This window comes from Paraburkholderia sediminicola (genome assembly GCF_046027355.1).
Classification (GTDB): domain Bacteria; phylum Pseudomonadota; class Gammaproteobacteria; order Burkholderiales; family Burkholderiaceae; genus Paraburkholderia; species Paraburkholderia sediminicola_B.
Genome location: NZ_JAQQEK010000003.1, coordinates 55,315 through 80,721, shown reverse-complemented (window position 1 = coordinate 80,721; position 25,407 = coordinate 55,315). Strand labels below are relative to the sequence as shown.

The following is a 25,407-nucleotide window of genomic DNA, read 5'->3' as shown; positions in this document are numbered from 1 at the left end:
ATAGTCGATGCGCGGGAAAGACAGGAAGAATAGGGCCGACCGGTCCATCATCGGGGTTCGTGGAAAAGTGCTGTCGGTTGCGGTGCTGGCAGCGACCTGCAACGGCGCGGCATGGGCGCAGAGTGCGGCTGCACCGGTGGAAGCGAGCGACACCGCGGCCGTGCCGGCCGCCGCTCAGGCCAAGACGGGACCGTCCGCAGCGACTCAGCCCGGCGCAGTCAATACCGTGCAGCAGGATACGGTGGTCGTCACGGGTACACGCACCGATACGAAGGCAAGCCAAAGCCTGACACCCGTCGACGTGATCAGCGGCGCCCAGTTGCGCACCACTGGGCAAAGCAACCTGCGTGACGCGCTCGTTCAGCTATCGCCGTCGATCTCGCGTGAGAACTACGCAGGCGATGCCGCGGTGCTGACCGATGCGCTGACATTGCACGGCCTGAGCCCGGACCATGTACTCGTGCTGGTGAACGGCAAGCGCCGTCATACCACGGCGAACATCGCGCTCGACGGCGGCCTGAATCAGGGCTCGACCGGTGTCGATATCGACATGATTCCGGTCGGCCTGATCGATCACATCGAGGTGCTGCGCGATGGAGCGGCGGCGCAATACGGCTCGGACGCCATCGCTGGGGTCATCAACATCATCCTCAAGCGCAGTTCGCACGGCGGAGAGTTGCAGACGACGAACGGCCAGACCTATGCGGGCGATGGCTTCAAGAACGGCGAGTCAGCCAATATCGGGCTGGACCTGGGCGGCAAGGGGTTTCTGGACCTGAGCGCGGAATACAATCGCCAGAACCATACGATCCGCACCGGGCCTGACGACTACTTCGGATCGTTCCAGCCGGGGCATGGCTACTACAACCCGATCGAGGGCGACCCGGCGAGCACGCGCGAGTCAGTGGGCTACAACGCCGGCTACTACCTCGGCGACGATGTCGAACTGTATGGCTTCGGCACGTATGCGCATCGCGACGCGCAGGCTTACCAGAACTATCGTCCGCCTTCAGTGCTGCCGCAAATTTATCCGAACGGCTTCGTGCCGGTGGAGACGATCAACGAGAACGACTTCTCGGTGACGACGGGCATCAAAGGCCAGAATCTGTTCGGTTGGTCATGGGATCTGAGTTCGACCTACGGCGGCGATCATGACGTCGTGGGCTTGCGCAACTCGGCCAACACGGGGCTGTATGCGACGCAGGGCTATACGCCGACCAGCTTCCACCTGTCCACCGTCAGCAACACGCAGTTGACGAACAACCTCGATTTCTCGCGGGCATTCCAGCTTCCGCTACTGCCTGCGCCGGTGAATGTCTCGTGGGGTGTGGAGCAGCGCCGCGAGACCTATTCGGTGGGGGCGGGCGATTACGCATCGTATATCGACGGCGGTTCCCAGGCGCTGCCCGGCCTTGCCCCTGTGAGTGCGAGCGATAACTCGCGCAACGTGGTCGCCACGTATCTCGACCTGTCGACTCATCTGACGCCGCAATGGACGATCGATCTGGCCGGACGCTTCGAGCATTACAGCGACGTGGGCAACACGACGAACGGAAAGCTATCGACGCGCTACGACTTCACGCCGGCATTCGCGATCCGGGGCAGCGTCAGTACCGGCTTCCGTGCGCCGTCGCTCGCCGAGGAGTACTACAGCAATATCAACGAATCGCCTGCATCCGTGTTCGGTCTGCTCGCCGCTAATTCGGCAGCGGCGAAGCTGATCGGTGCCCAGTCGCTGCAGTCGGAGAAATCGACCAACTACAACATCGGCTTCGTGCTGACACCGGTCAAGAGTCTGCACCTGACGCTCGACGCTTATCAGATCGACATCCGGAATCGCATCGTGGAAGGCGGTACGGCGTCGGGCGCGGACGCGATCGCCGCGATGCAGGCGGCGGGGTTGTCGGTGCCTACTTCAGTGCCGGCATCGGCGGTCTCGGCGAGCTACTTCACGAACGGCGCAAGCACGCGTACCCGCGGGATCGATCTGACCGGCACCTACCACACGGGTTTCGGCCGCTTCGGCCAGGTCGACTGGGATCTGGGCGTGAACATCAATACCACCTCGGTCACGCATGTCGCGACCGGTGCGAACGGCAAGCCGGAACTCAACGCGCAACAGGTCGCCTGGCTGAGTACGTCGACGCCGAAGAACAAGATCATCATCGGCGGCACGTGGCATCTGGACAAGTGGGGCGTGAGTCTGCACGAGACACGCTATGGCGCCACGTCGAGTGAGGAGACCTACATCGTCGGGCCGAACGCGTTCTCGACTACGCAGTTTCTTCATTTCGAGAACGCGGCCCGCTACATCACCGACATCGAAGTCCGCTACGACGTGACGAAGAAATTCCAGATCGCAGTGGGAGCCAACAATCTCTTCGACGTGTATCCAAGCAAGCTGCCTTACGACGCGCAACTCGAAGGCGCCCAGTACGACGCCTTCGCTTCGACGACCGGCGTGAATGGCGGTTTCTACTACGCGCGGGCTCGCTACGTGTTTTGACGTTTTCTTGATATGCATAGAAAAATTTGCTCGAACGGTTTCGCACCCCGATAGCCATAATGGGATCAGCGGAATCGTTCAGCGAATTCCTTCAATCTCTTTTCCCATGTACCACAGGGTGCATTGGGAGGGTTCGATATGTCCTACTCACTTTCGATTCTCGACAAGAGTCCGATCGCCGACGGAAAGAGTGCTCATGACGCGCTGCGTTTTACCGTGCGGCTCGCGCGGCGCGCGGAGGCGCTGGGTTACAAGCGTTACTGGATCGCCGAGCATCATGGCGCGCCAGGGCTCGCGAGTTCCGCGCCCGAGATCGTCGTGTCGCATCTGCTCGCGCACACTTCGCGCATTCGTGTCGGTTCGGGTGGTGTGATGCTGCAGCACTACAGTCCCTTCAAGGTGGCGGAAACGTTCCGGGTGCTCGCATCGCTTGCGCCGGGGCGCGTCGATCTCGGCATTGGCAAGGCGCCGGGCGGACTGCCGTTGACGACGCGCGCGCTGCAGTGGTTTCACGACAAGGCGAAGAAGCAGGACTTCGCGCATCAGTTCGCGGAACTCGACGCGTTCCTGAAGTGGGGCGTCGCGGAAGATCACCCGCTGGCAGGCGCGATTGCGCTGCCGACGCCGCCCGAAGCGCCCGAGCGCATTCTGCTGGGCGCAAGCGCCGAGAGCGCGGCGCTTGCCGCGCAGCATGGCTGGCAGTTCTGCTACGCCGGCCATTTCAATGGCGACGAAGCCAACATCGAGCGCTCGCTCGAGGCCTATCGCAATGTGACCGGACGCACGCCGTTGCTCGCGCTCTACGCGTTCGCGGCGCCCTCGCGCGACGAGGCTCGGCGTCAGGTCGGCGCACTGCGTATCTTCAAGCTGCAGCTTTCCACGGGGCAGAGCGTCAATCTCCCGAGTCCGGAGGCGGCCGCGGACTTCGCGCGGCAAACCGGCGTGACCGACTATCGCGTCGACGAACTGCATCCACACGTTATCGCCGGCACGGCGGACGATGTCCGCCAGGAACTCGACGCGTTGCACGAACGCTTCGGCATCGAGGAATTCGTGATCGACACCCCGATAACCGACTACGCGAAGCGACTCGCTTCGGTCGAGGCGTTGGCCGGCGCGGAACAGACCGCGGGCGTCTGACCTCAGCTCATCTCACTTACGGACCAGACTATGACTCAGCGAAATCTCACATTCGGCATCATGCTGCACGGCGCGGGCGGCCACATGAACGCGTGGAAGCATCCGGCCGGTCCCGCGGATGCCAGCGTCAACCTGGATTTCATCACCGGCGTCGCACAGAAGGCCGAGGCCAATGGCGTCGCGTTCGCGTTCGTGGCCGACGGGCTCTACATCAACGAGAAGTCGATTCCTCACTTTCTGAATCGCTTCGAACCCATCTCGATCCTTTCGGCGCTCGCGACGTCGACCTCGAAGATCGGACTCGCCGGCACGCTGTCGACTTCGTACAGCCATCCGTTTACCGTGGCGCGGCAGTTCGCGTCGCTCGACCTCATCAGCGGCGGGCGAGCGGGATGGAATGTCGTGACGTCGCCGCTCGAAGGTTCCGCGAAGAACTACGGCGGCCAGCATCCGGACCACGAACTGCGCTACGAGATCGCCGACGAGTATCTGGAAGTGGTGCAGGGACTGTGGGATAGCTGGGACGACGACGCATTCGCGCGCGAGCGCGAGAGCGGCCGTTTCTTCGACCGCGACAAGCTGCATACGCTCGATCACAAGGGACGATTCTTCGAAGTCGCGGGACCGTTGAATATTCAGCGCTCGCCGCAGGGGCAGCCGGTGATCTTCCAGGCCGGTTCGTCGGATTCGGGGATCGCGCTCGCCGGCAAATACGCGGACGCGGTGTTCACGCATTCGCCGTCGCTCGAGGAAACGAAGGCGTTCGCCGACCAGGTGCGCCAGAGCGCGATCGAGCACGGCCGCACGGCGACCGACGTGAAGATCTTCCCAGGCATCGGACCCATTGTCGGCGCGACGGCGGACGAAGCCGAAGCGAAGTATCGCGCGATCCGCGACCTGCTGACCATCGACGATGCACTCGCCTACCTCGGGCGTTTCTTCGAGCATCACGACTTCACGCAATACCCGCTCGACGAATCGTTCCCGGAACTGGGCGACCTCGGATCGAACAGCTTCCGTTCGACCACCGACCGCATTAAGGCCGACGCAAAGCGCACTGGTGCAACGCTGCGCCAGGTCGCGCTGGAAGTGGCCACGCCGAAGACCCAGTTCATCGGTACTGGCGAGCAGATCGCCGATGAGCTGATCCGCTGGTTCGACGCCGGCGCGGCCGACGGCTTCATCCTCGGCTTTCCGGTGCAGGCAGAAGGGCTGGACGATTTCGTTCGATACGTGATTCCGGCACTGGAGGCACGCGGACGTTACAGCCGCACCCTGGCCGGGACGACGCTGCGCGATCACCTCGGCCTGCCGCGCCGGGAAAGCCGCTACGTGACCGCGGAAACGGCCTGATGAACGGCATGCAACGCAGGAGGGCAGCATCATGAGCGACACCACCCAGCTTGCCGGTCCTGCTCACGCGGCACATGCGGCCCATGCGATCGGCGCCGATGAAGGTCACGATTACGCGCACTACCGGATCGTGCCGGCGCGGCATCATGCGCGCACGGCGGCCACCGTGCTCGCCATCGTGCTGATCGGGCTCGTAGTGAACTCGATTCTCGGCAATCCGCGCTGGGGCTGGGGCGTTTTCGCGCAGTGGTTTTTCGCCGAACCGGTGCTCTCGGGACTCGGGCGCACGCTCGTGCTGACGGCGCTCGGCGCGCTCTTCGGTTTCGCGCTCGCAACGCCGCTGGCACTCGCGCGTGTTTCGCGTTCTCCGCTGCTGGCGGGCTGCGCGTGGGCCTTCATCTGGCTGTTTCGCTCGATCCCGCCGATCGTGCTGTTGCTCTTGCTGAACAACCTCGGCTATCTGTACGAGACGATCTGGATCGGCGTGCCGTTCACGCACTTCGCGCTGCTGAACGAATCGACCACTGACCTGATCAGTCCGTTTTTCGCGGCTGTGCTCGGGCTCACGCTGAACCACGCCGCGTTCTCGGCCGAGGCGATCCGCGGTGGGATTCTGTCCGTCGACCACGGGCAACGTGAAGCGGCCGCCGCGTTGGGTTTGCCGGGCGCGCGCCAGGTCCGGCGTATCGTCCTGCCGCAGGCCATGCGCTCGATTCTGCCGACCGCCTTCAACGACGTGATCGGTCTCGCGAAAGGCACGTCGGTTGTGTATATCCTCGCGATGCCGGACCTGTTCTACACGGTGCAGATCATCTATCACCGTAATCTGGAGGTGATTCCACTGCTGATGGTCGCGACGGTCTGGTATCTGATCATCCTGACCGTGCTGTCGGCGATCCAGGTTCACATCGAACGGTATTACGCACGCGGCGCGACGCGCGAGCAGGTGGCAGTGTCGCCGCTGAGCGCGCTATTCGGGCGGTGGCGTAGCGCGCGTGCTGCTCGCAGCGAAACCTCGGCTCAGCCGGATCGCCGGCATCGCGCGCAAACGAACGTGGAAGCGACAGCGGGAGGCTGGGCTCAACGGCGCGTCGGCGGCAGGGTTGGCATCCATAACGTGTCGAAGAGCTTCGGCACGCTGAAGGTGCTCGACAACGTCTCGTTGTCGTTCCCGTCGGGCAGCGTTACCGTGATTCTCGGCCAGTCTGGCTCGGGCAAGTCGACCTTGCTGCGCTCGATCAATCACCTCGAACGCGTCGACGACGGCTTCATCGACATCGACGGTGAACTCGTTGGCTATCGCCGTGAAGGGCGCACGCTCTACGAGCTCAAGGAGCGGGGCATTCTTCAGCGTCGTCGCGACGATGTCGGCATGGTGTTCCAGAGCTTCAACCTGTTTCCCCATCTGACGGTGCTCGAAAACGTCATCGAGGCGCCGCTCGCGGCGGGCGTGCCGCGAGCGCAGGCAGAAGCGGAGGCGCGCGTTCTGCTGGCGCGCGTGGGACTCACCGGCAAGGCCGACGCGTGGCCGCGCCAGCTATCCGGCGGCCAGCAGCAGCGCGTGGCGATCGCGCGTGCGCTTGCGCTCAAGCCCAAGGTGCTGCTCTTCGACGAACCGACATCGGCGCTCGATCCGGAACTCGTCAACGAGGTGCTCGACGTGATCCGTCAGCTCGCGCGTTCCGGCACGACGCTGATCGTGGTCACGCACGAGATCGGTTTCGCGCGCGAGGTTGCCGACACGATCGTGTTCATGGATGGTGGCCGGATCGTGGAGTCCGGTCCGCCGTCGAGCGTGCTCGGCGATCCGGCTCATCCGCGCACTCGTGAATTCCTTTCGAAGGTGCTTTAAACGCATGTCTCGCGAACAACCCCGTCACCCAATTCAATCGATGACAAAACGCCGGACGTTCCTGAGCAGCATGGCCGCGCTGGCCGCCGTGCCGATCGTGTGGGCCGCCGCAATAGCACGGGCAGCCACGCAGTCTTACGACTTCAGCCCGCAGCAGCAAGGTCGCGCGCATGCGCCGAAGGATCCCGACGCGCTGCGCCAGATCACGGGTTATCGCTTCGTCACGCCCGGCGTTTTCACGGTGGCGGTAGCGCCATTCGCTGCCCCAATTGCCACGTACGCGACGGATGCCCGCAGCATCGTCGGCTCCGATCCCGATTACGCGCAACTGGTCGCCGACGCCCTCGGCCTGCGGCTGCAGATCGTGCCCGTCGCGTGGCCGGACTGGCCGCTCGGTCTTGCTTCGGGGCGATACGACGCGGTGATCTCGAACGTCGGCGTGACGGAGAAGCGTAAGCAGAAATTCGACTTCACGACCTATAGGCTGGGCTTGCACGGATTCTATGTGCGGGACGATAGCCCCATCAGGTCGATCAGCGAGCCGAAGGACATTGTAGGGCTGCGCATCATCACGGGCTCGGGTGCGATCCAGGAGCGCATCCTGCTCGAATGGAACCGACTCAACACGGCGCTTGGGCTGAAGGAGGCCACGTTGCAGTACTACGACGACGGCGCCTCGGAGCGCCTTGCGCTGCTGTCGGGCCGCGCGGATGCCATCTTCAATCCGCACGCGCCGCTTGCCTATGAAGCCGCGACGCAGGGGCAGATCCGTCAGGTGGGCACGGTCAACGCCGGCTGGCCGTTCAAGGCCGATGTCGCGATCGCGACCCGCAAGGGCAGCGGCCTCGCGCAGGCGTTGACGAGCGCGACGAATGGCTTGATCCGTGGCGGGCAATATCGCACGGCACTTGCCCGCTGGGGCCTGCAAACGGAAGCATTGGCTCACTCGGAAACCAACCCGCCCGGCTTTCCGGATGCGTGATCCCGACCGGGTGCCGTCGCATCGCCAGAACAACCAATAGGTCCCGTATGTGTGCAGTCCACATTGATCATCTTGCTTTTCTGACACCGGGCAACTACCCGGACGAAGCGCCGCTCGCGGGCTTCGAGCGGACGCTCGAACTCTTTCGCGTCGGCGAGGCGCTCGGCTACGACAGCGCGTGGGTGCGCCAGCGCCACCTCGAGCGGGCGGTGTCGTCCGCCGCGACCTTCCTCGCGGCAGCAAGCCAGCGCACGACGCGCATCGGACTCGGTGCGGCCGTGATCCAGATGGGTTACGAAAACCCGTTTCGTCTTGCCGAAGATCTTGCCACCGTCGACGTGCTATCTCGCGGCCGCTTGAACATCGGTCTGAGCGCGGGCGCGCCCGCGCACGGCATTCTGCTCGGCGAACGGCTCTTCGATGCCAATCCTGAACTGATCGATTTCTCGCACGCGCGCGTCGAGCGTCTGCGCCGCAATCTCGCGGAAGAATGGCTGGGCGACGAGCACACCTTCGTCGAATCGGCAGCGGGGCGCGTGCGGCCTCGTGTGACGCCGTATGCGCCGGGCCTGACCGAGCGGCTCTGGTACGGCGGGGGTTCGCGTCGTTCGATCGAATGGGCCGGCCGCAACGGTTTCAATCTGCTGATCGGCAATATCACGACGGGCGAGGGAACCGACGATTATCGCGACGCGCAGCTACGCCAGCTCGATCTGTTCCGGTCGCATTGGAGCGAAGCGCGGGCACCGCGTATTGCGCTGGGCCGCGTGATCGTGCCGATCGACAGCGCCGATGCCCGCACGCGACAGCGCTATCGCGAGTTCGCCGAAGGGCGTCATGCGCGCACGCTGACGCCGCATGGCGAGCGGCGCACGCTGTTCGTGCCCGATCTCGTCGGTACGGCTGACGAGATCGTCAGCCGCTTGATCGAGGATCCCGTCGTCGGGCAGGTCCGCGAACTGCGCCTCGAATTGCCGTATGACCTGCCGTTCGAAAACTATCAGCAGATTCTCGAAGATGTCGTCACGCGCGTCGCGCCCGAACTGGGCTGGCGGCTCGAAGCCGCACGCGAGCCCGCGGCCGCGTAGCAGTGACGCGTTTGCCGCCGGCTTGGCACCAACGATACCGAATACGTTTTTACTCACCCAATACGAGAGGATTGTTCACCATGAGCCGAGATTTGCTGTTGTTGCTGGAACCCGGGTTCACCGATCCCGCTTATCCCGACGAGCGCTTTGTGTGTCCGCACGGCGTGGCGATCGAAGGGTTGCTCGCGAGCGACGCCGGGCGTGCTGCGCAGCTCGATGTGAAGCGCGTGCCGTTCCCGCGGCCAAGGCAGGACGTGGTCGCTGCACTCGACGAAGCGCATCAAGGTTTGCCGGTCCTCGTGCTGGGCGATTCGCATCCGATCCCTGACGACGCGCAGACACTCGGCGACAAGCGCTTTGTCACCGATACCAGGCGGATTCTTGCGCTGCTGGCCGAGCGCCACGGATTCCCCAAGCTTCATTGAGTTCATTCACGCGACGCGCTGGCTTCTGGAGTCCAGCCACACACGCAAGGGGTAAGGCATGGTAGCTGTGTTCTCGTCAGTTGTGCCGGAGGACCGTTTCGCTTACGTCTCGGTTCACGACCCGCTGGCCCGTCCTTTGTTCGATGAATTGGCCTATGAGTACGGCAGCCGGTATGCGGGGCTGATCGATGCCGAGGAGATTTCGAACGAATTGCAGCGCTATCCGGACGAGGCGTTCGCTGCGCCGCATGGCGCGTTCGTGCTGCTATTGCGCGACGGGCAGGCGATTGCGGGCGGCGCGTTCATGCGCCATCCCGACTCGGACACCGCCGAGTTCAAGCGCATTTGGGTTAGCCGGAGCCATCGGCGTCAAGGGCTTTCACGTCGCGTGCTGGCTGAGCTCGAGGCGCAGGCTGTTCGTCAGCGCTACACGCGCGTATTTCTGAGCACCGGTCCTCGTCAGCCCGAAGCCATCGCGCTGTACCAGACGAGTGGCTATACGCTGTTGTCGGCTCATGATTTCGGTGAGGACGAGCCGCCGGGCTATCTGTTCGAGAAGGCTTTGCCGACGTTGCAGACTGGCTAGCGCGGATACGCGCTGCCTTCAATCGGTCCGCTGGGCGGCAAGCTTCGCGCTTTGTTGTCGCAGGCCTTCAAAGATCCTGTCCGATACATCGTTTGGAAACGCGGCTGGCAATAGCGCCTCGACTTCCGCGACGACATCCTCCGTCATGTCCGTGAGGGTGGTGATCATCTCCTCGACGTCAGCCGGGGCCAGCGTGACTCGTTGGCCCTGCGCAATCCAGTGGCGGCGCCGGATATCATTGATCAGATAGTGAGCGTTGTTGCCACGTACCGCCATTGCCAGTTTCACCCGACGCGCGGAAAGCAGGTTCGGTCCGTTTCCAATGATCGGGTGCGCGGAGAGGACGTCATAGATCGGCGTGGCCTCATAGCGATTGGACTTCAGGTGGGCGATGCTGAAATTCTTCGCGTGCCCGTCGGTGGCTGCGAGCATCCAGAAAACGATTTGCGTCATGAAGAAATGGCGTTGATCGATCGCGGACCGCTCTGAACCGGCCAAAACTTCCATGACCGTCTGGATTCCGGGCCCGCCATCTGACTCGTATTTGTCCGCTGCGGACGTCCCGGTCGCCTGACACATATCCTCCTGGGGAAGCCGCAGGATCCATGAACCGTCGCTCGCGTACCTGCGGTCGAATCGCTCGACGACGAGCACTTTCTGGTCCTCGAAGGTTGCGATGTCGCAACTGGCGATCGGCAAACCGTACGCGGCGACGATTTTCGAGCACAGCCACTCGTTTTCCACCGACGTGCGCATGTCGGCGCGCATGTTTCCGACCAGCCCAAGCGGTAGCTTCAGGATATGCGTGGTCGGGGTACTGCCTTCCGGGATGGCCCACTGGTCGTCGTGCCACAGAAGCGCAGTCTTTTCCTGCGCGCCGGCGATGGACAGGCGTAGGTCATCGATGGGCTCATGCTGGCCCAATACGCGCGGGGCCGTTATTTCCCGCAGCAGCCGCGCGATTTCCGACTCGTCGAGGGGGCGCCCGCTGATCTGCTCGAGATTCACGGGGGTTTCGTCTGGAGGCAGCATCTGGATGGCCCCTACGCAGTCTCGTCCAAGCCTGGCCAGTAACTCGAAAGGCGACGTGCCGCCAGTTTGGTAGCGCCCTGCAATGCGCTCGCGGATAGCCCTGCTATCAGGCAGCAGGTTATCGAAATAGTCCGAGACCACCTTGCCGCGATAGGGCTGATTGCCGGCCGTAAAAGGCAGCGAGAGCGAGAGAGGACGTCCCTGTTCGTCTGCTATCCAATCTTCGAAGTAGGTGAGTTTCTCCCCGTCCCGGGTCGTCTCCCATGTTCCGACGGGCAGCCCATTCATCCAGAGGTTCAGGCTTTTGGCGTGTGCGCGGCGGCCCATTGTTACCAGTCCTCCCGCTTCTTGGGGGCGGCAGCCATTGGCGCCGCTCGCTTCCGTGTGAGCGGCTTCGGTGCGTCTTGCACGCTACCGCGCGCCGTTGCGGCGGCGGCTTTCCGGGTACCGGCCGTCTTCGCGGCCGTAGTAGTCGCGCGCTTTTTTGTCACGCTCTGCTTCGTCACGGCCGGCGACTCCGCTGTCCGCAGACGCGCGGGTAGGCGGTCTTCGAGATCTGCCGGGCTCGACACCTGGGTCAGAACGATATCGACCTTGAGCACCTTCAAAACGAGGAATAGGCGGTCCATGCTCGCGGATTCGGGCTTTGCCTCGAGTTGGGCGTAGGTCTGCTGGGTGACCCCCAAACGGCTCGCCATCTGGGCTTGCGTGAGTCCGGCGGCCTTGCGGAAGCCCACAAGAAGTGGCCGCAACTGGCGAGGAGTTTTAACGGAATAGCCCACGGTCGACCTCGGATAGTCGTGAAAAACAGTAGCTGGTCTGTCAATGATAAAAACAGTATATATCCTGTATTCGACAAATACAAAGAATAGCCTGTAAATGGCAAATACAGGTAATAACCTGTTAGAGCGGCTCACCGGCTACGCACCTATCCGAGGGCCTTAATGCCTTTCTGGCAATTGCATATCGATAGAAATTGGAAGGCGAGGTACACGGATAGCGGTAGCATGGGCCTCCCTTCATCTGCCTCTTCCCGTGTATCAAATCGATGTCAGCCAAATCTCCACGCTTCGGCATTTGGGCGCTCGTGCATGGCAGCCGCGCGGCGCTGCAGGATCCCGCGGAACCGTATAACGCCTCGTGGGAACGCAACAAGGCGCTCGTGCTCGAGGCCGAGCGCCTCGGGTATGACTCGGTGCTCGTCGCCCAGCATACGGTCAATCCGCATGACCCCTCGCTCGACCAGCTCGAGGCATGGACGGCATCGGCTGCCTTGGCGGCGCTCACGTCGCGCATCGAGATCATTACGGCCATCAAACCCTATCTTTATCACCCGGTTGTGCTCGCCAAGATGGCTCAGCAAATCGAGCACATTAGCGGCGGGCGCTTTGCGATCAATCTGGTGAACGCATGGAATCGGCCGGAGCTCGAACGCGCCGGCATCGGCTTTCCGGAACACGATGAACGCTACGTGTACGGCCGCGAATGGATCACGGTCGTCGATGCGCTGTTGCGCGGCGAAGTGGTGAATCATCACGGCGACAACTTCCGCATCGACGAATATCAGCTGCGTCCCGCCGATCCGTTTCGCGCGCGTCCGCGGATCTATGTGGGCGGCGAGTCGGAGCCGGCGCGCGCACTGGTGGCGGCGCACGGCGACGTGTGGTTCATCAACGGTCAACCGCACGACGACGTTGCGCGTCTGATCGCCGACGTATCCGCGCGCACCCGCCCTGTCGGACAGGACGCTTTGCGTTTCGGCCTGTCGGCTTTCGTGATCGCACGCGAAACACAGGCGCAGGCAGAGGCTCACCTTGAACATCTCTTCGCGCTGGCCGAACTGGACAAGCCGCTGCGTGAGCGGCAGAAAGCCAATATCGATCCGAACGTGGTGATGATCCAGACATTCGCACAATCGGCTCGTGTCGGTTCGAACGGGGGCACGGCCGCGGGGCTCGTTGGCGATTACGATACGGTCGCGCGCCGCATTGCCGAGTTTCACCGCGCGGGAATCGAACTCTTCATGCTGCAGTTCCAGCCTTTCGAGGCCGATATGCAGAGCTTTGCGGAAGAGGTCGCGCCACGCGTTCGGCGTCTGCTTTCCGCCTGAACGCGGCGCATCTCGTTGGCGGCAACCAACGCTCGTCCCTGGAAGCAGGGACGACGCGGTTCGTGATCAGAAGAACGCACCCGTGGGCGGAAGGCGCCCAGTCAGCAAGTTCTGCCCGAGCAGGCGCTCCTTGTAAAGTCGCGGATTATGCGAGGCAATGACCTTGATATTGCGCCAGTGCCGGTCTAGAGCGCCCACACGCGAGACGACCGAGCCCGATCCAAGGTCGATCAGCCAACTGGCGATCTGCGGGGCGAGATCGTCGATCACCACCTTGGCTTCTGCCGCCGAGAGCGTGGCAGCCAGCGTAGTTTCATATTCGTCGCTTGTGCCGTAACTGTCCCAGGCGCGTTGCAGCGCTCCGACAGCGCGGTCTACAGTCGCCTCGGTGCTGGCCGCATACGCGCGGATACGACCGAGCAACGTCTGCAGTGCGGGCTCTTCGGTAGGATGCTCAGCTTCGCCATGATAGAAGTTGCGCCCCCGCGCGCGCAGAACCTCTACAGCGTCCAGTACGATGCGTCGCACGACGCCAGCGATGCAGTTGGTCAGATAGACCTGATGGAACGTGTATCCCCACGGCGCGGCTTCCTCAGGCTTCGGCGGATCCGGCGGATAAACATGGGCGGCGGGCACGATCGCGGCGCGAAAGGTCGCCGTGCCTGAGCCTGTCAGGCGCTGGCCGAATCCCTGCCAGTCGTCGTGGTCGCTGACTCCTTCGCCGCGGTCGAGCACGTATTGCACAGTCCGGCCCGCACGGCTTTCCACAGCGAGGCCGATGAATGCGTCGTTGTAGAGGTTGCCCGTCGCATAGACTTTGTCGCCCGAGCCGATGTAGGCATGCCGTGTCTCGTCCCATTCGAGCTTGGTCAACACCCGGCTCGGACGGGCGCCAGCCGCCACTGCGTCGCTTTCGGTGAAGCTGAGCCCGACTGTTTTCTTCTGCCTGGTCAGGTCGAGGACATGCGCATGGAAAGGATGGTCTCGTTGTCTAAGCGAGGCTTCGACTTGCCACAGATGGTTACGAAACGCATGGGCGATATTGGAATCGGCCGCTGCAAGATCGCGGGCCACGACGAAGAGCTCGGTCAGCGACACACCGTGTCCTCCTGCCTCGGTCGGCAGGCGCAGCGCACCGAACCCAAGCGCCTTGAGCCGCGCGATCTCGTCGTACGGCAAACGATGCGTCAGTTCCCGCTCTGCCGCACTCGACGCGATATCGGCGATGGCCTCCGAGAAGCCGAGGGTTGCGGACAGTGGCGAGACAAGCTGGGGCCGGCCGCTGCCGACGATCGTGGTGTCAGACATGCTCATGGTGCCTATCAAACCTTGATGCTGTAATCCGCGACCTTGATTCGCGAGCGGATGATCTTGCGTTCCGCGAGCCAGTCGGCTGCCCGTTGAAGTTGCGCGATGAAAGCGGCGTCGTCGGGTTCGTGGAATTGATTCACACGCTTCAGGCTGGCCAGATAGTCGCGCACCTGGTTCGGGTATTTGGCTTCTCCCTGTGCGAGCTGCTCGGCTTCGGTGGAATGCGTCGACTGCCACGCGCCTTCGACGTAGTACGCGTCGATCACTGCGCGAATCAGTTCGGAGTTCTCTTCGGTAAACTTTCGACGCGTCACCAGCGAGCTGTAATCAATCAGGAAATCGAGGTCGCGTCCCTCGTTGAAGATGTCCTTGGCGTCGTTCGAATTGCGCGCGATGTCCACCGCCGGCGACCACATCGACCAGGCGTCGACCTTGCCTTGCGCGAACGCGGGCGCGGCATCGGGCGGATTCAGATAAACGAACTCGACCTTGTCGCGGTCAACGTGGTTCTTTTCCAGCGCTGCAATCAGCAGGAATTCACCAAGCCCCGAACGGTTGATGGCGACCTTGCGGCCCGCCAGATCGGCAACCGAATTGATACCGCTCGATTTCTTCACGATGATGGCGGTCGAGCGCGGGGAATAGACGTCGAACGCATTGAAGACGATGGGTGAGCCGGCCAGCATGGCGGCCAATGCAGGCGTGGTCGATCCCCAGAAGCCGAAATCCGCACTGCCGCCGACCACGGCCTGGATCGACGGTGCATGGTTCGGGAACGGCCCGATCCATTCGACCTTGATGCCTTTTGCGGCGAGCGTCTTTTCGAACACGCCGCGTTGCTTGGCAACGTCCGGCAGGCTGCCGTACCCCCAGCCGATGCGAACCGTATCGGTGTTGCGTGTCAGCTTGCGCGGCTCGGCTGCACGGGCTGGAAACAGGCTGCCGGCAGCGGCGCCGGCCAGCAGGCCACCCGCCGCGCGCAACAGTTGGCGGCGACTCAGCGAAGAATCATTCATTCTTGTCAGGTCCTTGGAGTAATACAGGAAATCGATCAGTGAGACAGAACGCCCAGTTCTTCGAGCAGCGTGGACCGCAGTTCCTGTGGCGTGTCGTCTTTGGGTCGGAAGGAAGCCGCGATGCGCCCCGAGCGCATGACGAGAATCCTGTCAGCGAGAGTGAGTGCTTCATCGACGTCATGCGTCACGAGCAGCACGCCGGGGTGATGTCTGGCAACGAGTTCCTTGACGAGTCCGTGCATCTTGATTCGCGTGAGCGCGTCGAGCGCCGCGAACGGCTCGTCGAGCAGCAGAAGGGCGGGATCGCGAACGAGGCCCCGCGCCAACGCGACGCGTTGCGCCTGACCGCCTGAGAGATTGCGGGGCCAGTCGTTCTCCCGGCCGGAAAGCCCGACTTCGGCGAGAGCACGAGCCGCGCCGGCCTGACCGACAGTGGTTTCATGACCGAGAGCGACGTTCTCCCACAACGTCGCCCAAGGCAGCAGGCGAGGCTCCTGGAACACCACGGAAGGGCGCTCGGGCGCGCGGATCTGCCCGGCGTCAGGCCGATCGAGGCCGGCCAGCGCGCGCAGCAGGGTGGTTTTCCCGCACCCGCTTTCACCCAGCAGTGCGACGAATTCGCCTTTGTGGATATCAAGATCCAGCGCATCGATGACAACACGCGTGCCATAGCAGCGCCGCAAGCCACGTACCGATACGCCCAGCGCGGACTGACCAACGCGATCGTCGTTGACGAGTGCCGAAACTTCGGAACCAAGGGGCAGTGCGATGCTTCGGCTCATTTTGGCTCTCCTTTGGCGTAATTCGCGTGCCACGAGAGGAAATGGGTTTCGAGCAAGCGCACCAGCGCGTCCGCCACGACGCCGATGATCGCGTAGATGATCATGGTCAGCAAAATGACATTGGTTTGGAGGAATTCGCGGGCATCCATTGCGAGGAAGCCGATGCCCTTTGTCGTCGCGAGTGTTTCAGCGATGACCAGTGCGAGCCAGGCATGAGCGAGCGCATAACGTACGCCCGTGAGGATCGACGGCATCGCGCCGGGCAGAATGATCCGTCGCACGATCGCGGTCCAGTTCAGCCCGATGACCTTGGCGAGCTCCATCAGCTTCGGATCGATCTGGCGGATGCCGAGCATGGTGTTGATGTAGATGGGGAACAGAACAGCGAGCGCGACCAGAAAAATCTTCGCAACCTCGCCCACGCCGAACCAGACGATGACGAGCGGTAGCATCGCAAGGAAAGGGACCGCGCGCACCATCTGGATCGAACGGTCGAAAAGCGCCTGCGCCAACGGCGAGAAGCCGACCATGATGCCAAGCGTGATGCCGATGACTCCGCCGACTACGAAGCCCGCCACGGCACGCAGAAGCGAGACGCCGAGGTGAACGAAAAGATCCCCGTTTCTAGCCAGATCCAATGCGGTTTCGGCGACAATGCTTGGCGCCGGGAGCACCTGAGGAGCAATCAGTCCAAGCCGCGCCGCAGCCTCCCACAGCACCAGGACCAGAGCTGGGACAATCCAGGAGAGCCAGGTATAGAGCGTGCCTTTCGAAACACCTGCACGCATCCGTTGCGAAGAAACATAGCTGTTGCGAGAAGAAGTTACGTCAGCCATGTCGGTTCCATATCAGCCATGAAAAAAGACTGCTCCGATATGGAGTCAGTACGAGTCAACACACCTTGGGGCAGATGAGTTTCACCGAGTAGATATCAGTAAACGCCGGCGCCTTCGGAAGGCGAGCTTGTTATTAGAGGCCGGTTGACGTCGCAATGACAAACAGTTTTTTATGCTTTGCTTTTCAGTTTCAGCGCGTTGCTCGTGAGTGCCGCCAACCAGCACTCACGCCGGGGACGACTTCAAGTGTTGAACGACCTCGATCCCGCACGTCGCCCATCGGACGATCACGCGACCTCGGTGTGCGTATCACCAGCGTCATTCAGCACATCCAGGGCTGCACGGCAAGCGCCGTCGAGCTGTTCGCGCATCAGGTCCTGCACGTTCGGCAGCTGATTCACGATTGCATCGCGAATCCTCACTGTCTGGCTGAAAGACGCCTGCATGCGGCCGCCGCGCGCCATGGCGATGCGCCGCAGGCGGCGCACCGGACCGATCAGTCCGGCGTGGCTTTCCTGCAAGGTGTGGTTGTCGGCGATCGTCATGACGATCGCGTAGAAGCGGTCGAGCGCATCGACATAACCGGCTGGATCGTCGGCATCGACGCTCGTTCGCATTGCTTCAATCACGTCGTCGAGTTGCGCTGTGCCAAGCGCGGTGATGCGCTCAGACGCGAGTTGCACCGCGAGACATTCGAGCGCCGCGCGCACGGTGTAAATCTCCTCGACATCGCGCAGCGTGACCGCGCGCACATACGCGCCTACGCGCGGCAGCACCGTCACCAATCCCTCGCGTTCGAGCTGCGCGAATGCCTCACGCATCGGCGTGCGGCTGACGTTCAACTGTTTCGCGACCTGCACTTCGGAGAGGCGGCTGCCCGGTGCCAGCACGCCCTCGACAATCGCCTCGCGCAACGCCGGCACGACTACGCCTTCGCTCAACGAATCGCTCGACGCGTCGACCGTGCGCATCCGCGAATGGTATTTGCTCGCAATCTTATCGAGCGAATGCACGCTTTTTGCATGCTTGGGAACAGCGGCCGCAGCGGTGGTCTTGGCCGCGGTTTTGTTGGAAGGCATTGACACCTCGTCATTCTGTGAATACGCTGTATACAGATTATACAACAGGAAATGCCATGGATCGCGGTCCACTACAGCAGCCCGTTTTGATCGAGCGTGCCGGCGACGTTTTGAGCTTCACACTGAATCGTCCGGACGCGGGCAACGAGATATCCGGTTCGATGTTCGACGCGATGACGGCCGCGTTGCGCAGCGAAGCCGCCGCGCCCAGCGCCCGCGTGCTGCGCATACGCGCGAACGGTGACAGCTTCTGCACGGGTCGCGAGCGCGCAGGCCGCGACGCCGTGTCGATCCGCGCGGAAGTCGCGCGGCTGATCGAGTTGAAGCGCCTCGTGCGAGCCACGTCGATGATCTCGATTGCGCAAGTGCAGGGCGACGCGCACGGCTTCGGCTTCGGTCTTGCGATCCTGTGCGATTTCACGCTGGTTTCGTCGCGTGCTTCGCTGGCGTTTCCCGAGATGCGCAAGGGCTTGCCGCCCGCCGCGATCATGGCCTATGTGGGCCGCTACGCATTGCCGAAGGCGCTGTTTCCGATGGTGCTGTTCGGCGATCCGTTGACGCCCGCCATCGCTTTGCAGGCCGGCTTGATCACGCGTGTGTGCGAACCCGATGCGTTGTGCGCCGACGCGGACGCGTTGGCCGAACGCATTCTTGCACTCGACGAGGCCGGCACGCGCCAGTGCAAGGTGTTCTTTCAGGCCGCCGAGGAAAGCCCGATCGAACAGAACTTCCGCTGCGCGACCGACATGCTGACCGTCACCAGCCTGCGTCTGATGCAGGACCGCTGACGGCGGCCAGTCGATACACCTCGGCGCGCGCGAAGTCATCGCGGTACGGCTCGCGATCTACAGCTCGCTGGCGGCAAGCATCTTGCATGGAATCCGTATAAGGCATGGGACCGGAGTAAGCGCTAAAGCGCCAGCGCCGGTCCACACGTCAACTCGGGTCGACAGGAGGCAGACATGAATGTCAACGCAGGGCCCAGGCTGGACCGCTTGCCGATGTCAGCATTCCATCGGCGCATCATGTGGCTAATCGGCATCGGCATGTTCTTCGACGGCTTCGACATCTACGTCGCGTCGACCGTCCTCGGCGCGACGCTAAAGACTGGCTTCTCGACACTCGGGCAGAACGCGATATTCGTGTCGATGACCTTTCTCGGCATGATGCTCGGTTCGCTCGGCACCGGTTTTCTCGGCGACCGCTTCGGCCGCCGCTTCACGTATCAGGCCAATCTCGCGGTGTTTGGGCTCGCCTCGCTCGGTGCGGCGCTTGCGCCGACCATGAGCGTGCTGATCGCGTGCCGCTTCGTGATGGGCCTCGGGCTCGGCGCGGAGAACGTGGTCGGCTACTCGACGCTGGCCGAATTCGTGCCGCCGCAAAAGCGTGGCAAGCTGCAAGGGCTAATGGCTGTCTTCGTCGTGTCAGGGCTGCCTGTCGCGGGCTTGATTGGCTTGCTGCTGATTCCGGCGTTCGGATGGCGGGCGATGTTTGTGCTCGGTGGCATCGGCGCGCTGGGTGTGTGGTACATGCGCAAGTCGCTGCCGGAATCGCCGCGCTGGCTCGATTCGGTTGGCCGGCACGAGGAAGCTGACGCAATCCTGAGACGAATCGAAACCGAAGTTGTCGCGGCGCGTGCCGGCGAGCCATTGCCGCCTGTCGTCATCGCCAAGCCATCGGCAGCGCCGGCGGCGGCGCTCTCATTCGGCTCACTGTTCAGCGGCACCATGCTGCAACGGATGATCGTCGGCTGCGTGACGCTCGTGGTCATCAATACGCTGCTGTACGGCTTCGTGACATGGCTGCCGACGTTCTTCGTGCATCAGGGCTTCAGCATCGCGAGGTCGTTCAGCTTTGCGCTCGTGATGTCGCTCGGCGCGCCGATCGGTTCGGCCATCGGTGCGCTCACGGCGGATGCGTGGGGCCGCAAGCCGACGATCATCGGTGCGTCGCTCGTGGCAATCGTGTTCGGCGTGATCTATCCGTTCGTCAGTCATCCGCTGCTGTTGCCCGTCGTCGGCCTTCTGCTGACGATTCCAATTTACGTGCTGGTCGCGCTGCTGTTCGCCATCTATGTGCCGGAACTCTTTCCGACTGAAGTGCGTCTGCGCGCGTCGGGTATCTGCAACACGCTCGGGCGCGGTGCGACGATCGTCACACCGTTTATCGTCGTCGCATTGTTTGCGCAGCACGGCATTGTCGGTGTGCTGGCGCTGATGGTCGGGCTGCTCGCGATCCAGATCGTGGTAGTCGCGTGGCTTGGCGTCGAGCCAACCGGCCGCCGTCTCGAAGACCTTCAACCCACCGACAGCCCTGGTCGCGAATCGATGCGTAACGACCCGCACGCTTCGCCGCTCAAGTAATCGCGGAGAATCCCTCTATGGATACAGTCAACTCACAACATCTGGACGCACAGCTTTTCATCGACGGTGAATGGACGGACGCCGAACACGGCCACACGCTCGACATCGTCGACCCGGCGACGGGCGAAGTGATCGGCGTGCTGGCTGCCGCATCGGAACAGGATGTGGATCGGGCGGTGCGCGCGGGTCATCGCGCGTTCGAAGGCGGGGCATGGCGAGACCTGTCGATCCAGCAGCGCGCTCGCGTGCTGAACCGCTTCGCCGATCTTTTCGAAGCGGACCTCGAACAGTTCTACAAGCTCGAAACGCTGAACAACGGCCGGCCGATCTCGGAAACGCGGGCACAGATTTCACGTTTGCCGCAGTTCTACCGCTATTTCGCAGCGCTCGCGCTGACCCGGCGCAGCGACGTGATTCCGGTAGAGGGTCCTTACCTGTGCTACACGCAGCGCGTGCCGCTCGGTGTCGTCGCGCTGATGACATCATTCAATCATCCATTGATGATCCTGTCGAAAAGTCTTGCGCCGGCGCTCGCTACGGGCAACAGCGTCGTGATCAAGGCATCGGAACAGACGCCGCTCACGACGGTGCGGCTCGTACGTCTGCTGAATGAAGCAGGCGTGCCGAAGGGCGTCATCAATGTGGTCAATGGCGAAGGTCGTGAGGCGGGCGCTGCGTTGGCTAAACATCCACTGATCCGCAAGATCGTGTTCACGGGCGGCACGGATGTAGGGCGTTCCATCGGCGAAGCCGCGGCTCGCAACTTCGCGTTGACGACACTTGAACTCGGCGGCAAAGGCGCGGTGATGCTGTTCGACGACTTCGACATGGAACGCGCGGTGAACGGCGCGGCATTTGCCGCGTTCATCGGTGCGGGGCAGACCTGCGTATGCGGCGCGCGCATTCTCGTGCAGAAGTCGATTTATGCGCAGTTTCTCGAACGTTTCCAGGCGAAGGTGGCGGGGATTCGCGTCGGCGCTCCGGCCGATGTGAAGACGCAGCTCGGGCCGGTCATCTCCGGTCGCTCGCGGCAGCGTATTCTCGCGATGCTCGAACGCGCGAAGGCCGCGGGCGCCAAAGTGCTGGCGGGCGGTAATGTGCCGGCCGGCCTGAAGGAGGGTTTCTTCATCGAGCCCACTGTTTTGTACGACGTCGATCCGAAATCGGAAATCGGTCAGGACGAAGTGTTCGGCCCTGTGACCGTCGTCATGCCGTTCGACGACGAAGCGGACGCGATCCGCATCGCGAACGACACCCAGTTCGGACTCGCCGCATCGGTGTGGACGCAGGACGTCGCGCGTGCGCACCGCGTCGCAAACAGGCTCGAATTCGGCATGGTGTGGGTCAACGATCACCACCGGCTCGACCCGGCTTCACCATGGGGTGGTTTCAAGAACAGCGGCGTCGGGCGCGAGACGGGCATCGAATCGTTCGACCAGTTCACCGAGCCGCGCGCGGTAACGGTCAATACGAGCGGCAGGACCGTCGACTGGTATGCGGACGACGGCGAGCTGAAGCGGCTGAACTGAGCATGGGTACCCACTGTGTTCGAGCGCGCGCCGTTCGACAACGTGACAATGCCGTACTCAGTGATGCTCATCGGAGCACATTCTTATGAAGAGGAAAGCAGGACTTCTGCTTGCGATGGTGTTGGTCACGATGCAGTCCGCTCACGCGGCGGATCTGCTCATCCTCTCAGCGGCTGCGATGAAAGGCGCACTGGAGAACCTGCCCGAACAGTATCTGGTTGCAACAGGCGATCACGTGCGCATCATCTACGGCACTGCCGGGCAGGTGCGTGACCGGGCAATATCGGGGCAGGCCTTTGACCTCGTCATCGTCCCGCCTGAGCCTCTCGCCAAACTGACCGAGCGCCATCTTGTCAGGATGGGTTCACAAGTGGATATCGCGCGCGTGCGGCTCGGCGTCGCGGTCAAAGCGGGTGCCGCCTTGCCCGCGATCAACGACGACCCGGCGTTCACGAAGGTCCTGCTCGATGCACCTTCGATCGGTATGGCGGACCCCGCTTCCGGCGCTACCTCCGGCATCTATCTGGCCCGGTTGATTGACCGTCTCGGGATTGGCGGCACGGTGGGTCCCAAGGTCAAATATTATCCGGAAGGACAAACCGCCATGGAAGCGATGGCACGAGGCGAGGTGTCCCTCGGATTAGGACAGACCAGCGAAATCGAGCCCGTGCATGGTGTCACCCTCGTCGGGCCGATCCCGGAAGATTTGCAACTCGTGACGACCTACGCGGCGGGTATAGGGGTAAAGAGCGAGCGTCCGGACGCAGCACAAAAGCTGCTTTCCTATCTCACCGGGCCAGCAGTGCAAGCGTCGTTGAAGGCGAACGGATTCGACCTCGTCTCACCGGCGAATTGATCGGGGAAAAAACAATGAGCAACACGAAGGACACACAGCAGGCGGACCAGCGACGCCGTTTGCTGCAAGGCGCCGCGCTAACACTGATGGCCACGGCAGTGCCGCTCTCTGCCAAGGCGGCGACGCAGCAGATCATTGCGGAAGATCACTGGGCGCAGAAAGGTGCGGTGAAACTGTATCTGTATCGCAAGCGACTCGCTGACAATCGCAACGCAAAGTCCGGCCAGAAGCCTGTGTTATTCCTCGTGCACGGTTCGTCGTTTTCGGGCCGCGGGGGCTTCGACCTGCAAGTGCCGGGCACGGAGAACTACTCGTTCATGGACGAGTTTGCTCGCTACGGCTTCGACGTCTGGACCATGGACCATGAAAACTACGGCCGCTCGTCGCAGACGGATTCAAACTCCGATGTCCGCTCCGGCGTCGAGGACCTGAAAGCCGCGATGCCGGTGGTCGAAAGGGTGACTGGCCAAAAAACGTTCATGTTCTATGGCCAGTCGTCCGGCGCGCTCCGGCTGGGCGTCCTTGCGATGGAAGAGCCGGACCGCGTGGAGCGCGTGGTGCTGGATGCGATCACCTATACCGGCGAGGGCGCGCCGGAAATCATGAGGCGGCGCGCGAACATCGCGGCCTCGAGGCCAGCAACTTCCGTCCAACCTCGCAAGCGAGCTTCGATGCCATCTTCGCCCGCGACGACCCGTCGACGGTCGATCCCAAAGTGCCGAAGGCATTGGGCGACTATGAACTCAAGCTCACCAACCGGACGCCGAACGGCACCTACATCGATATGGCGATTCATATGCCGATGGTCGATCCGAAACGGCTGCAGTGTCCCGTTTGCATGACGAGAGCCGAGCACGACGGCAATGCGACCGATGCGGAACTGCTCGATTTCTTCTCGCAGTTGCCGAATAAGGACAAGCAGTTTTGCGAGATCAAGGGCGTGGCGCACATTGCGGTGCTGGGTATCAACCGGCATCGTATCTGGCATGTGATGCATGCCTTCTTCACGATGCCTGCGCAGCGTTCAGCCTGACCTGAACGAGAGCGTGCAAAAGCCGGGGAGGGCCGCTCGAGCATCTGGCTGCCGCCTCGGCTTCGTGTGGGATGCGCTAATCAGTCGGGCCACTTTCTCGTGAGCACCGACTGCCGTCCTGGGCGGTGGCCGCCGTCAGAACTTGTGCCGCATGCCTACACGAAGCACGACCTGATGATTGTCGTTCGATGGCGTCACACCGTTGATCGCGGCAACCGCCGTACTTCCCGTCGAGTCCGTGCCGGAAGCCTTTTGATAGATTCCGACGAAGTAGACATCAGTGCGCCTCGAAAGGAAATAGTCAGCGCCGAGTTGGGCCTGATGATAGGTCGCGCCGTCCCGGCCGCTAACCGAACTGCCTTTCGTGTAATCGTAGGCGGCACCCACGAGGAACGAAGGCGTGATCTGATATTTGAAGTTCGCTTCGACGTTGTTGAATATCGCCGTGCCGCGATTGCCGAATGGATTCGGTCCCGAGCCGCCGCCATCGAGATTGTCGAAACGCGTATTCGAATAGGTGCCGCCGAACGTGGCCGCGCCGAACGTGTACGCAGCGCCCGCCGCATAGACTTCCTGCGTGCGCGCATCGGCAAAGCCGGAGAACACGGGCGATGCAATGTTGTTCAACGTCGCGAGCGGCGCCGAGCCGGTCGTGTTCGCGAGCACGCTGGTGCCGTAGAACGAAGTGTTCGGATTGCGGATGTTCAGATAGCCGACGCCAAGCCCGAGCGGCCCATTGTAGTAAGAGCCGCCCAGCGACCAGATCTGATTCTGACTGAAATGACCCGCTACGCCGCCGGGACTGTAGACGCCGCCGAACGTGAAGCCGCCGTAGTTGTTGCTCGTATACTTGATCGCATTGTTGACCCGGTTCGAATTGTTGATGTTATCCAGGTCGCCTGGGTGCGCGGTGTAAAAGCCGCCCCATTGATCGCCCACTTCGAACAGGCCAACGTAGTCCACCACGGAATCATATTGACGCCCGAGTGTCACCGTCCCATAACGCGTGGCCAGTCCGACGTATAACTGACGGCCGAATTCAAGCCCACCCTGGCCGAGTTTGCCGCTGCTCAGATCCATGCCGCCTTCAAGGAGGAAAACCGCTTTCATGCCGCCGCCCAGGTCCTCGCTGCCGCGCAATCCCCAGCGGCTCGCCTGAATCTCGCCGCTCACCATGCTGTACTGGCGCGCGCCGTGTGAGTTGTTATTGAAGGTCAACCCTTCGTCGACGATCCCATAAAGCGTAACGCTGCTCTGCGCCTGTGCGATAGCCGCGTGCGTTCCAAGCGCACCAATTACTCCCGCGATGCAAAGTGACTTTTTCATCCTGTTTCCAGACTGTATCGTTGACGTTGAGTCCCTCGGTGTCAAACCAGGGGCGGATTGCGCGGTCATGATGTGCCGGCCGCGAGGCATGCTACAAAGCAGGCATCCTAAAGAAATGAAATCGAGCGTATATCGACATGAATCCGCTTCGCTCTCTTTGCGTCGGCATTCGATAGCGCCTTTGCGTCCAGATCGATTCCGG

23 protein-coding genes are annotated in these 25,407 nt (G+C 62.4%); 15 read left to right on the top strand and 8 right to left on the bottom strand.

Annotation, left to right across the window (positions count from 1 at the left end; all coding sequences use genetic code 11):
- The first annotated feature begins 7 nt into the window (after nucleotides 1-7).
- The 8 genes from PQR42_RS06235 (at nucleotide 8) to PQR42_RS06200 (ending at nucleotide 9,932) form a co-directional block, all read left to right on the top strand.
- Nucleotides 8-2,506 carry a TonB-dependent receptor plug domain-containing protein gene (locus tag PQR42_RS06235; protein ID WP_408383541.1) on the top strand — a complete coding sequence of 833 codons (2,499 nt, stop codon included), beginning with the start codon at nucleotides 8-10 and terminating at the stop codon, nucleotides 2,504-2,506.
- A 138-nt stretch (nucleotides 2,507-2,644) separates the two neighbouring features.
- Entirely contained in the window at nucleotides 2,645-3,646 is a 1,002-nt protein-coding gene (locus PQR42_RS06230) for an LLM class flavin-dependent oxidoreductase (RefSeq protein ID WP_408204702.1), read from the top strand.
- Between the two features lie 30 nt (nucleotides 3,647-3,676).
- On the top strand, nucleotides 3,677-4,999 hold the full coding sequence (locus PQR42_RS06225; RefSeq protein ID WP_408383543.1) for an LLM class flavin-dependent oxidoreductase: 1,323 nt from the start codon (nucleotides 3,677-3,679) through the stop codon (nucleotides 4,997-4,999).
- A 31-nt stretch (nucleotides 5,000-5,030) separates the two neighbouring features.
- A complete protein-coding gene (locus tag PQR42_RS06220; RefSeq protein ID WP_408383545.1) occupies nucleotides 5,031-6,851 on the top strand; it encodes an amino acid ABC transporter permease/ATP-binding protein in 1,821 nt (606 codons plus the stop codon).
- A gap of 40 nt (nucleotides 6,852-6,891) precedes the next feature.
- Nucleotides 6,892-7,833, top strand: coding sequence for an ABC transporter substrate-binding protein (locus PQR42_RS06215; protein ID WP_408383546.1), 942 nt, complete (start codon nucleotides 6,892-6,894; stop codon nucleotides 7,831-7,833).
- Between the two features lie 47 nt (nucleotides 7,834-7,880).
- A complete protein-coding gene (locus PQR42_RS06210; RefSeq protein WP_408383548.1) occupies nucleotides 7,881-8,921 on the top strand; it encodes an LLM class flavin-dependent oxidoreductase in 1,041 nt (346 codons plus the stop codon).
- Nucleotides 8,922-9,001: 80 nt separating this feature from the next.
- Nucleotides 9,002-9,346, top strand: coding sequence for a DUF3088 domain-containing protein (locus PQR42_RS06205; protein ID WP_408204707.1), 345 nt, complete (start codon nucleotides 9,002-9,004; stop codon nucleotides 9,344-9,346).
- A gap of 58 nt (nucleotides 9,347-9,404) precedes the next feature.
- Entirely contained in the window at nucleotides 9,405-9,932 is a 528-nt protein-coding gene (locus tag PQR42_RS06200; RefSeq protein WP_408383549.1) for a GNAT family N-acetyltransferase, read from the top strand.
- A gap of 18 nt (nucleotides 9,933-9,950) precedes the next feature.
- Here PQR42_RS06200 and PQR42_RS06195 read toward each other — a convergent pair whose 3' ends face one another.
- Together PQR42_RS06195 and PQR42_RS06190 are read right to left on the bottom strand one after the other, a co-directional pair.
- Nucleotides 9,951-11,291: a type II toxin-antitoxin system HipA family toxin gene (locus PQR42_RS06195; RefSeq protein WP_408383550.1), complete on the bottom strand. Its 1,341-nt coding sequence runs from the start codon at nucleotides 11,289-11,291 to the stop codon at nucleotides 9,951-9,953.
- 2 nt (nucleotides 11,292-11,293) lie between these two features.
- Nucleotides 11,294-11,746: a helix-turn-helix transcriptional regulator gene (locus tag PQR42_RS06190; protein ID WP_408383551.1), complete on the bottom strand. Its 453-nt coding sequence runs from the start codon at nucleotides 11,744-11,746 to the stop codon at nucleotides 11,294-11,296.
- 266 nt (nucleotides 11,747-12,012) lie between these two features.
- Between PQR42_RS06190 and PQR42_RS06185 the strand changes: the two genes are divergently transcribed.
- Nucleotides 12,013-13,074, top strand: coding sequence for an LLM class flavin-dependent oxidoreductase (locus PQR42_RS06185; protein ID WP_408204711.1), 1,062 nt, complete (start codon nucleotides 12,013-12,015; stop codon nucleotides 13,072-13,074).
- Nucleotides 13,075-13,140: 66 nt separating this feature from the next.
- On the opposite strand, the gene PQR42_RS06180 is transcribed toward PQR42_RS06185, so the two are convergent.
- From PQR42_RS06180 to PQR42_RS06160, 5 genes are all read right to left on the bottom strand, one after another.
- Nucleotides 13,141-14,382: an acyl-CoA dehydrogenase family protein gene (locus PQR42_RS06180; protein ID WP_408383554.1), complete on the bottom strand. Its 1,242-nt coding sequence runs from the start codon at nucleotides 14,380-14,382 to the stop codon at nucleotides 13,141-13,143.
- A gap of 14 nt (nucleotides 14,383-14,396) precedes the next feature.
- The gene (locus PQR42_RS06175) at nucleotides 14,397-15,401 is read right to left on the bottom strand and encodes an NrtA/SsuA/CpmA family ABC transporter substrate-binding protein (RefSeq protein WP_408383556.1); all 1,005 of its coding nucleotides are present in this window, start codon (nucleotides 15,399-15,401) and stop codon (nucleotides 14,397-14,399) included.
- A gap of 35 nt (nucleotides 15,402-15,436) precedes the next feature.
- Complete coding sequence (locus PQR42_RS06170) at nucleotides 15,437-16,183, bottom strand: ABC transporter ATP-binding protein (RefSeq protein ID WP_408383558.1); 747 nt, start codon at nucleotides 16,181-16,183, stop codon at nucleotides 15,437-15,439.
- The gene (locus PQR42_RS06165) at nucleotides 16,180-17,019 is read right to left on the bottom strand and encodes an ABC transporter permease subunit (protein ID WP_408383560.1); all 840 of its coding nucleotides are present in this window, start codon (nucleotides 17,017-17,019) and stop codon (nucleotides 16,180-16,182) included. The genes PQR42_RS06170 and PQR42_RS06165 overlap by 4 nt, the downstream gene beginning before the upstream one ends.
- 287 nt (nucleotides 17,020-17,306) lie before the next feature.
- Nucleotides 17,307-18,098 (bottom strand): GntR family transcriptional regulator, encoded by a 792-nt coding sequence (locus PQR42_RS06160; protein WP_408383562.1) that lies wholly within the window; start codon nucleotides 18,096-18,098, stop codon nucleotides 17,307-17,309.
- Between the two features lie 56 nt (nucleotides 18,099-18,154).
- On the opposite strand from PQR42_RS06160, the gene PQR42_RS06155 reads away from it, so the two are divergent.
- The 6 genes from PQR42_RS06155 (at nucleotide 18,155) to PQR42_RS06130 (ending at nucleotide 23,879) form a co-directional block, all read left to right on the top strand.
- Nucleotides 18,155-18,886, top strand: a complete 732-nt coding sequence (locus PQR42_RS06155; RefSeq protein ID WP_408383564.1) for an enoyl-CoA hydratase/isomerase family protein — start codon at nucleotides 18,155-18,157, stop codon at nucleotides 18,884-18,886.
- 174 nt (nucleotides 18,887-19,060) lie between these two features.
- Complete coding sequence (locus PQR42_RS06150; RefSeq protein WP_408383566.1) at nucleotides 19,061-20,461, top strand: MFS transporter; 1,401 nt, start codon at nucleotides 19,061-19,063, stop codon at nucleotides 20,459-20,461.
- Nucleotides 20,462-20,478: 17 nt separating this feature from the next.
- Complete coding sequence (locus tag PQR42_RS06145) at nucleotides 20,479-21,990, top strand: aldehyde dehydrogenase (RefSeq protein WP_408383568.1); 1,512 nt, start codon at nucleotides 20,479-20,481, stop codon at nucleotides 21,988-21,990.
- An 85-nt stretch (nucleotides 21,991-22,075) separates the two neighbouring features.
- On the top strand, nucleotides 22,076-22,846 hold the full coding sequence (locus tag PQR42_RS06140; RefSeq protein WP_408383569.1) for a molybdate ABC transporter substrate-binding protein: 771 nt from the start codon (nucleotides 22,076-22,078) through the stop codon (nucleotides 22,844-22,846).
- 14 nt (nucleotides 22,847-22,860) lie between these two features.
- A complete protein-coding gene (locus PQR42_RS06135; RefSeq protein WP_408493590.1) occupies nucleotides 22,861-23,688 on the top strand; it encodes an alpha/beta hydrolase in 828 nt (275 codons plus the stop codon).
- Nucleotides 23,685-23,879: a hypothetical protein gene (locus PQR42_RS06130; protein WP_408493589.1), complete on the top strand. Its 195-nt coding sequence runs from the start codon at nucleotides 23,685-23,687 to the stop codon at nucleotides 23,877-23,879. Before PQR42_RS06135 ends, PQR42_RS06130 begins: the two co-directional genes overlap by 4 nt.
- Nucleotides 23,880-24,014: 135 nt before the next feature.
- Here the strand turns inward: PQR42_RS06130 and PQR42_RS06125 are convergent, their stop codons facing one another.
- The gene (locus PQR42_RS06125; RefSeq protein ID WP_408383574.1) at nucleotides 24,015-25,205 is read right to left on the bottom strand and encodes a porin; all 1,191 of its coding nucleotides are present in this window, start codon (nucleotides 25,203-25,205) and stop codon (nucleotides 24,015-24,017) included.
- Between the last annotated feature and the right edge of the window lie 202 nt (nucleotides 25,206-25,407).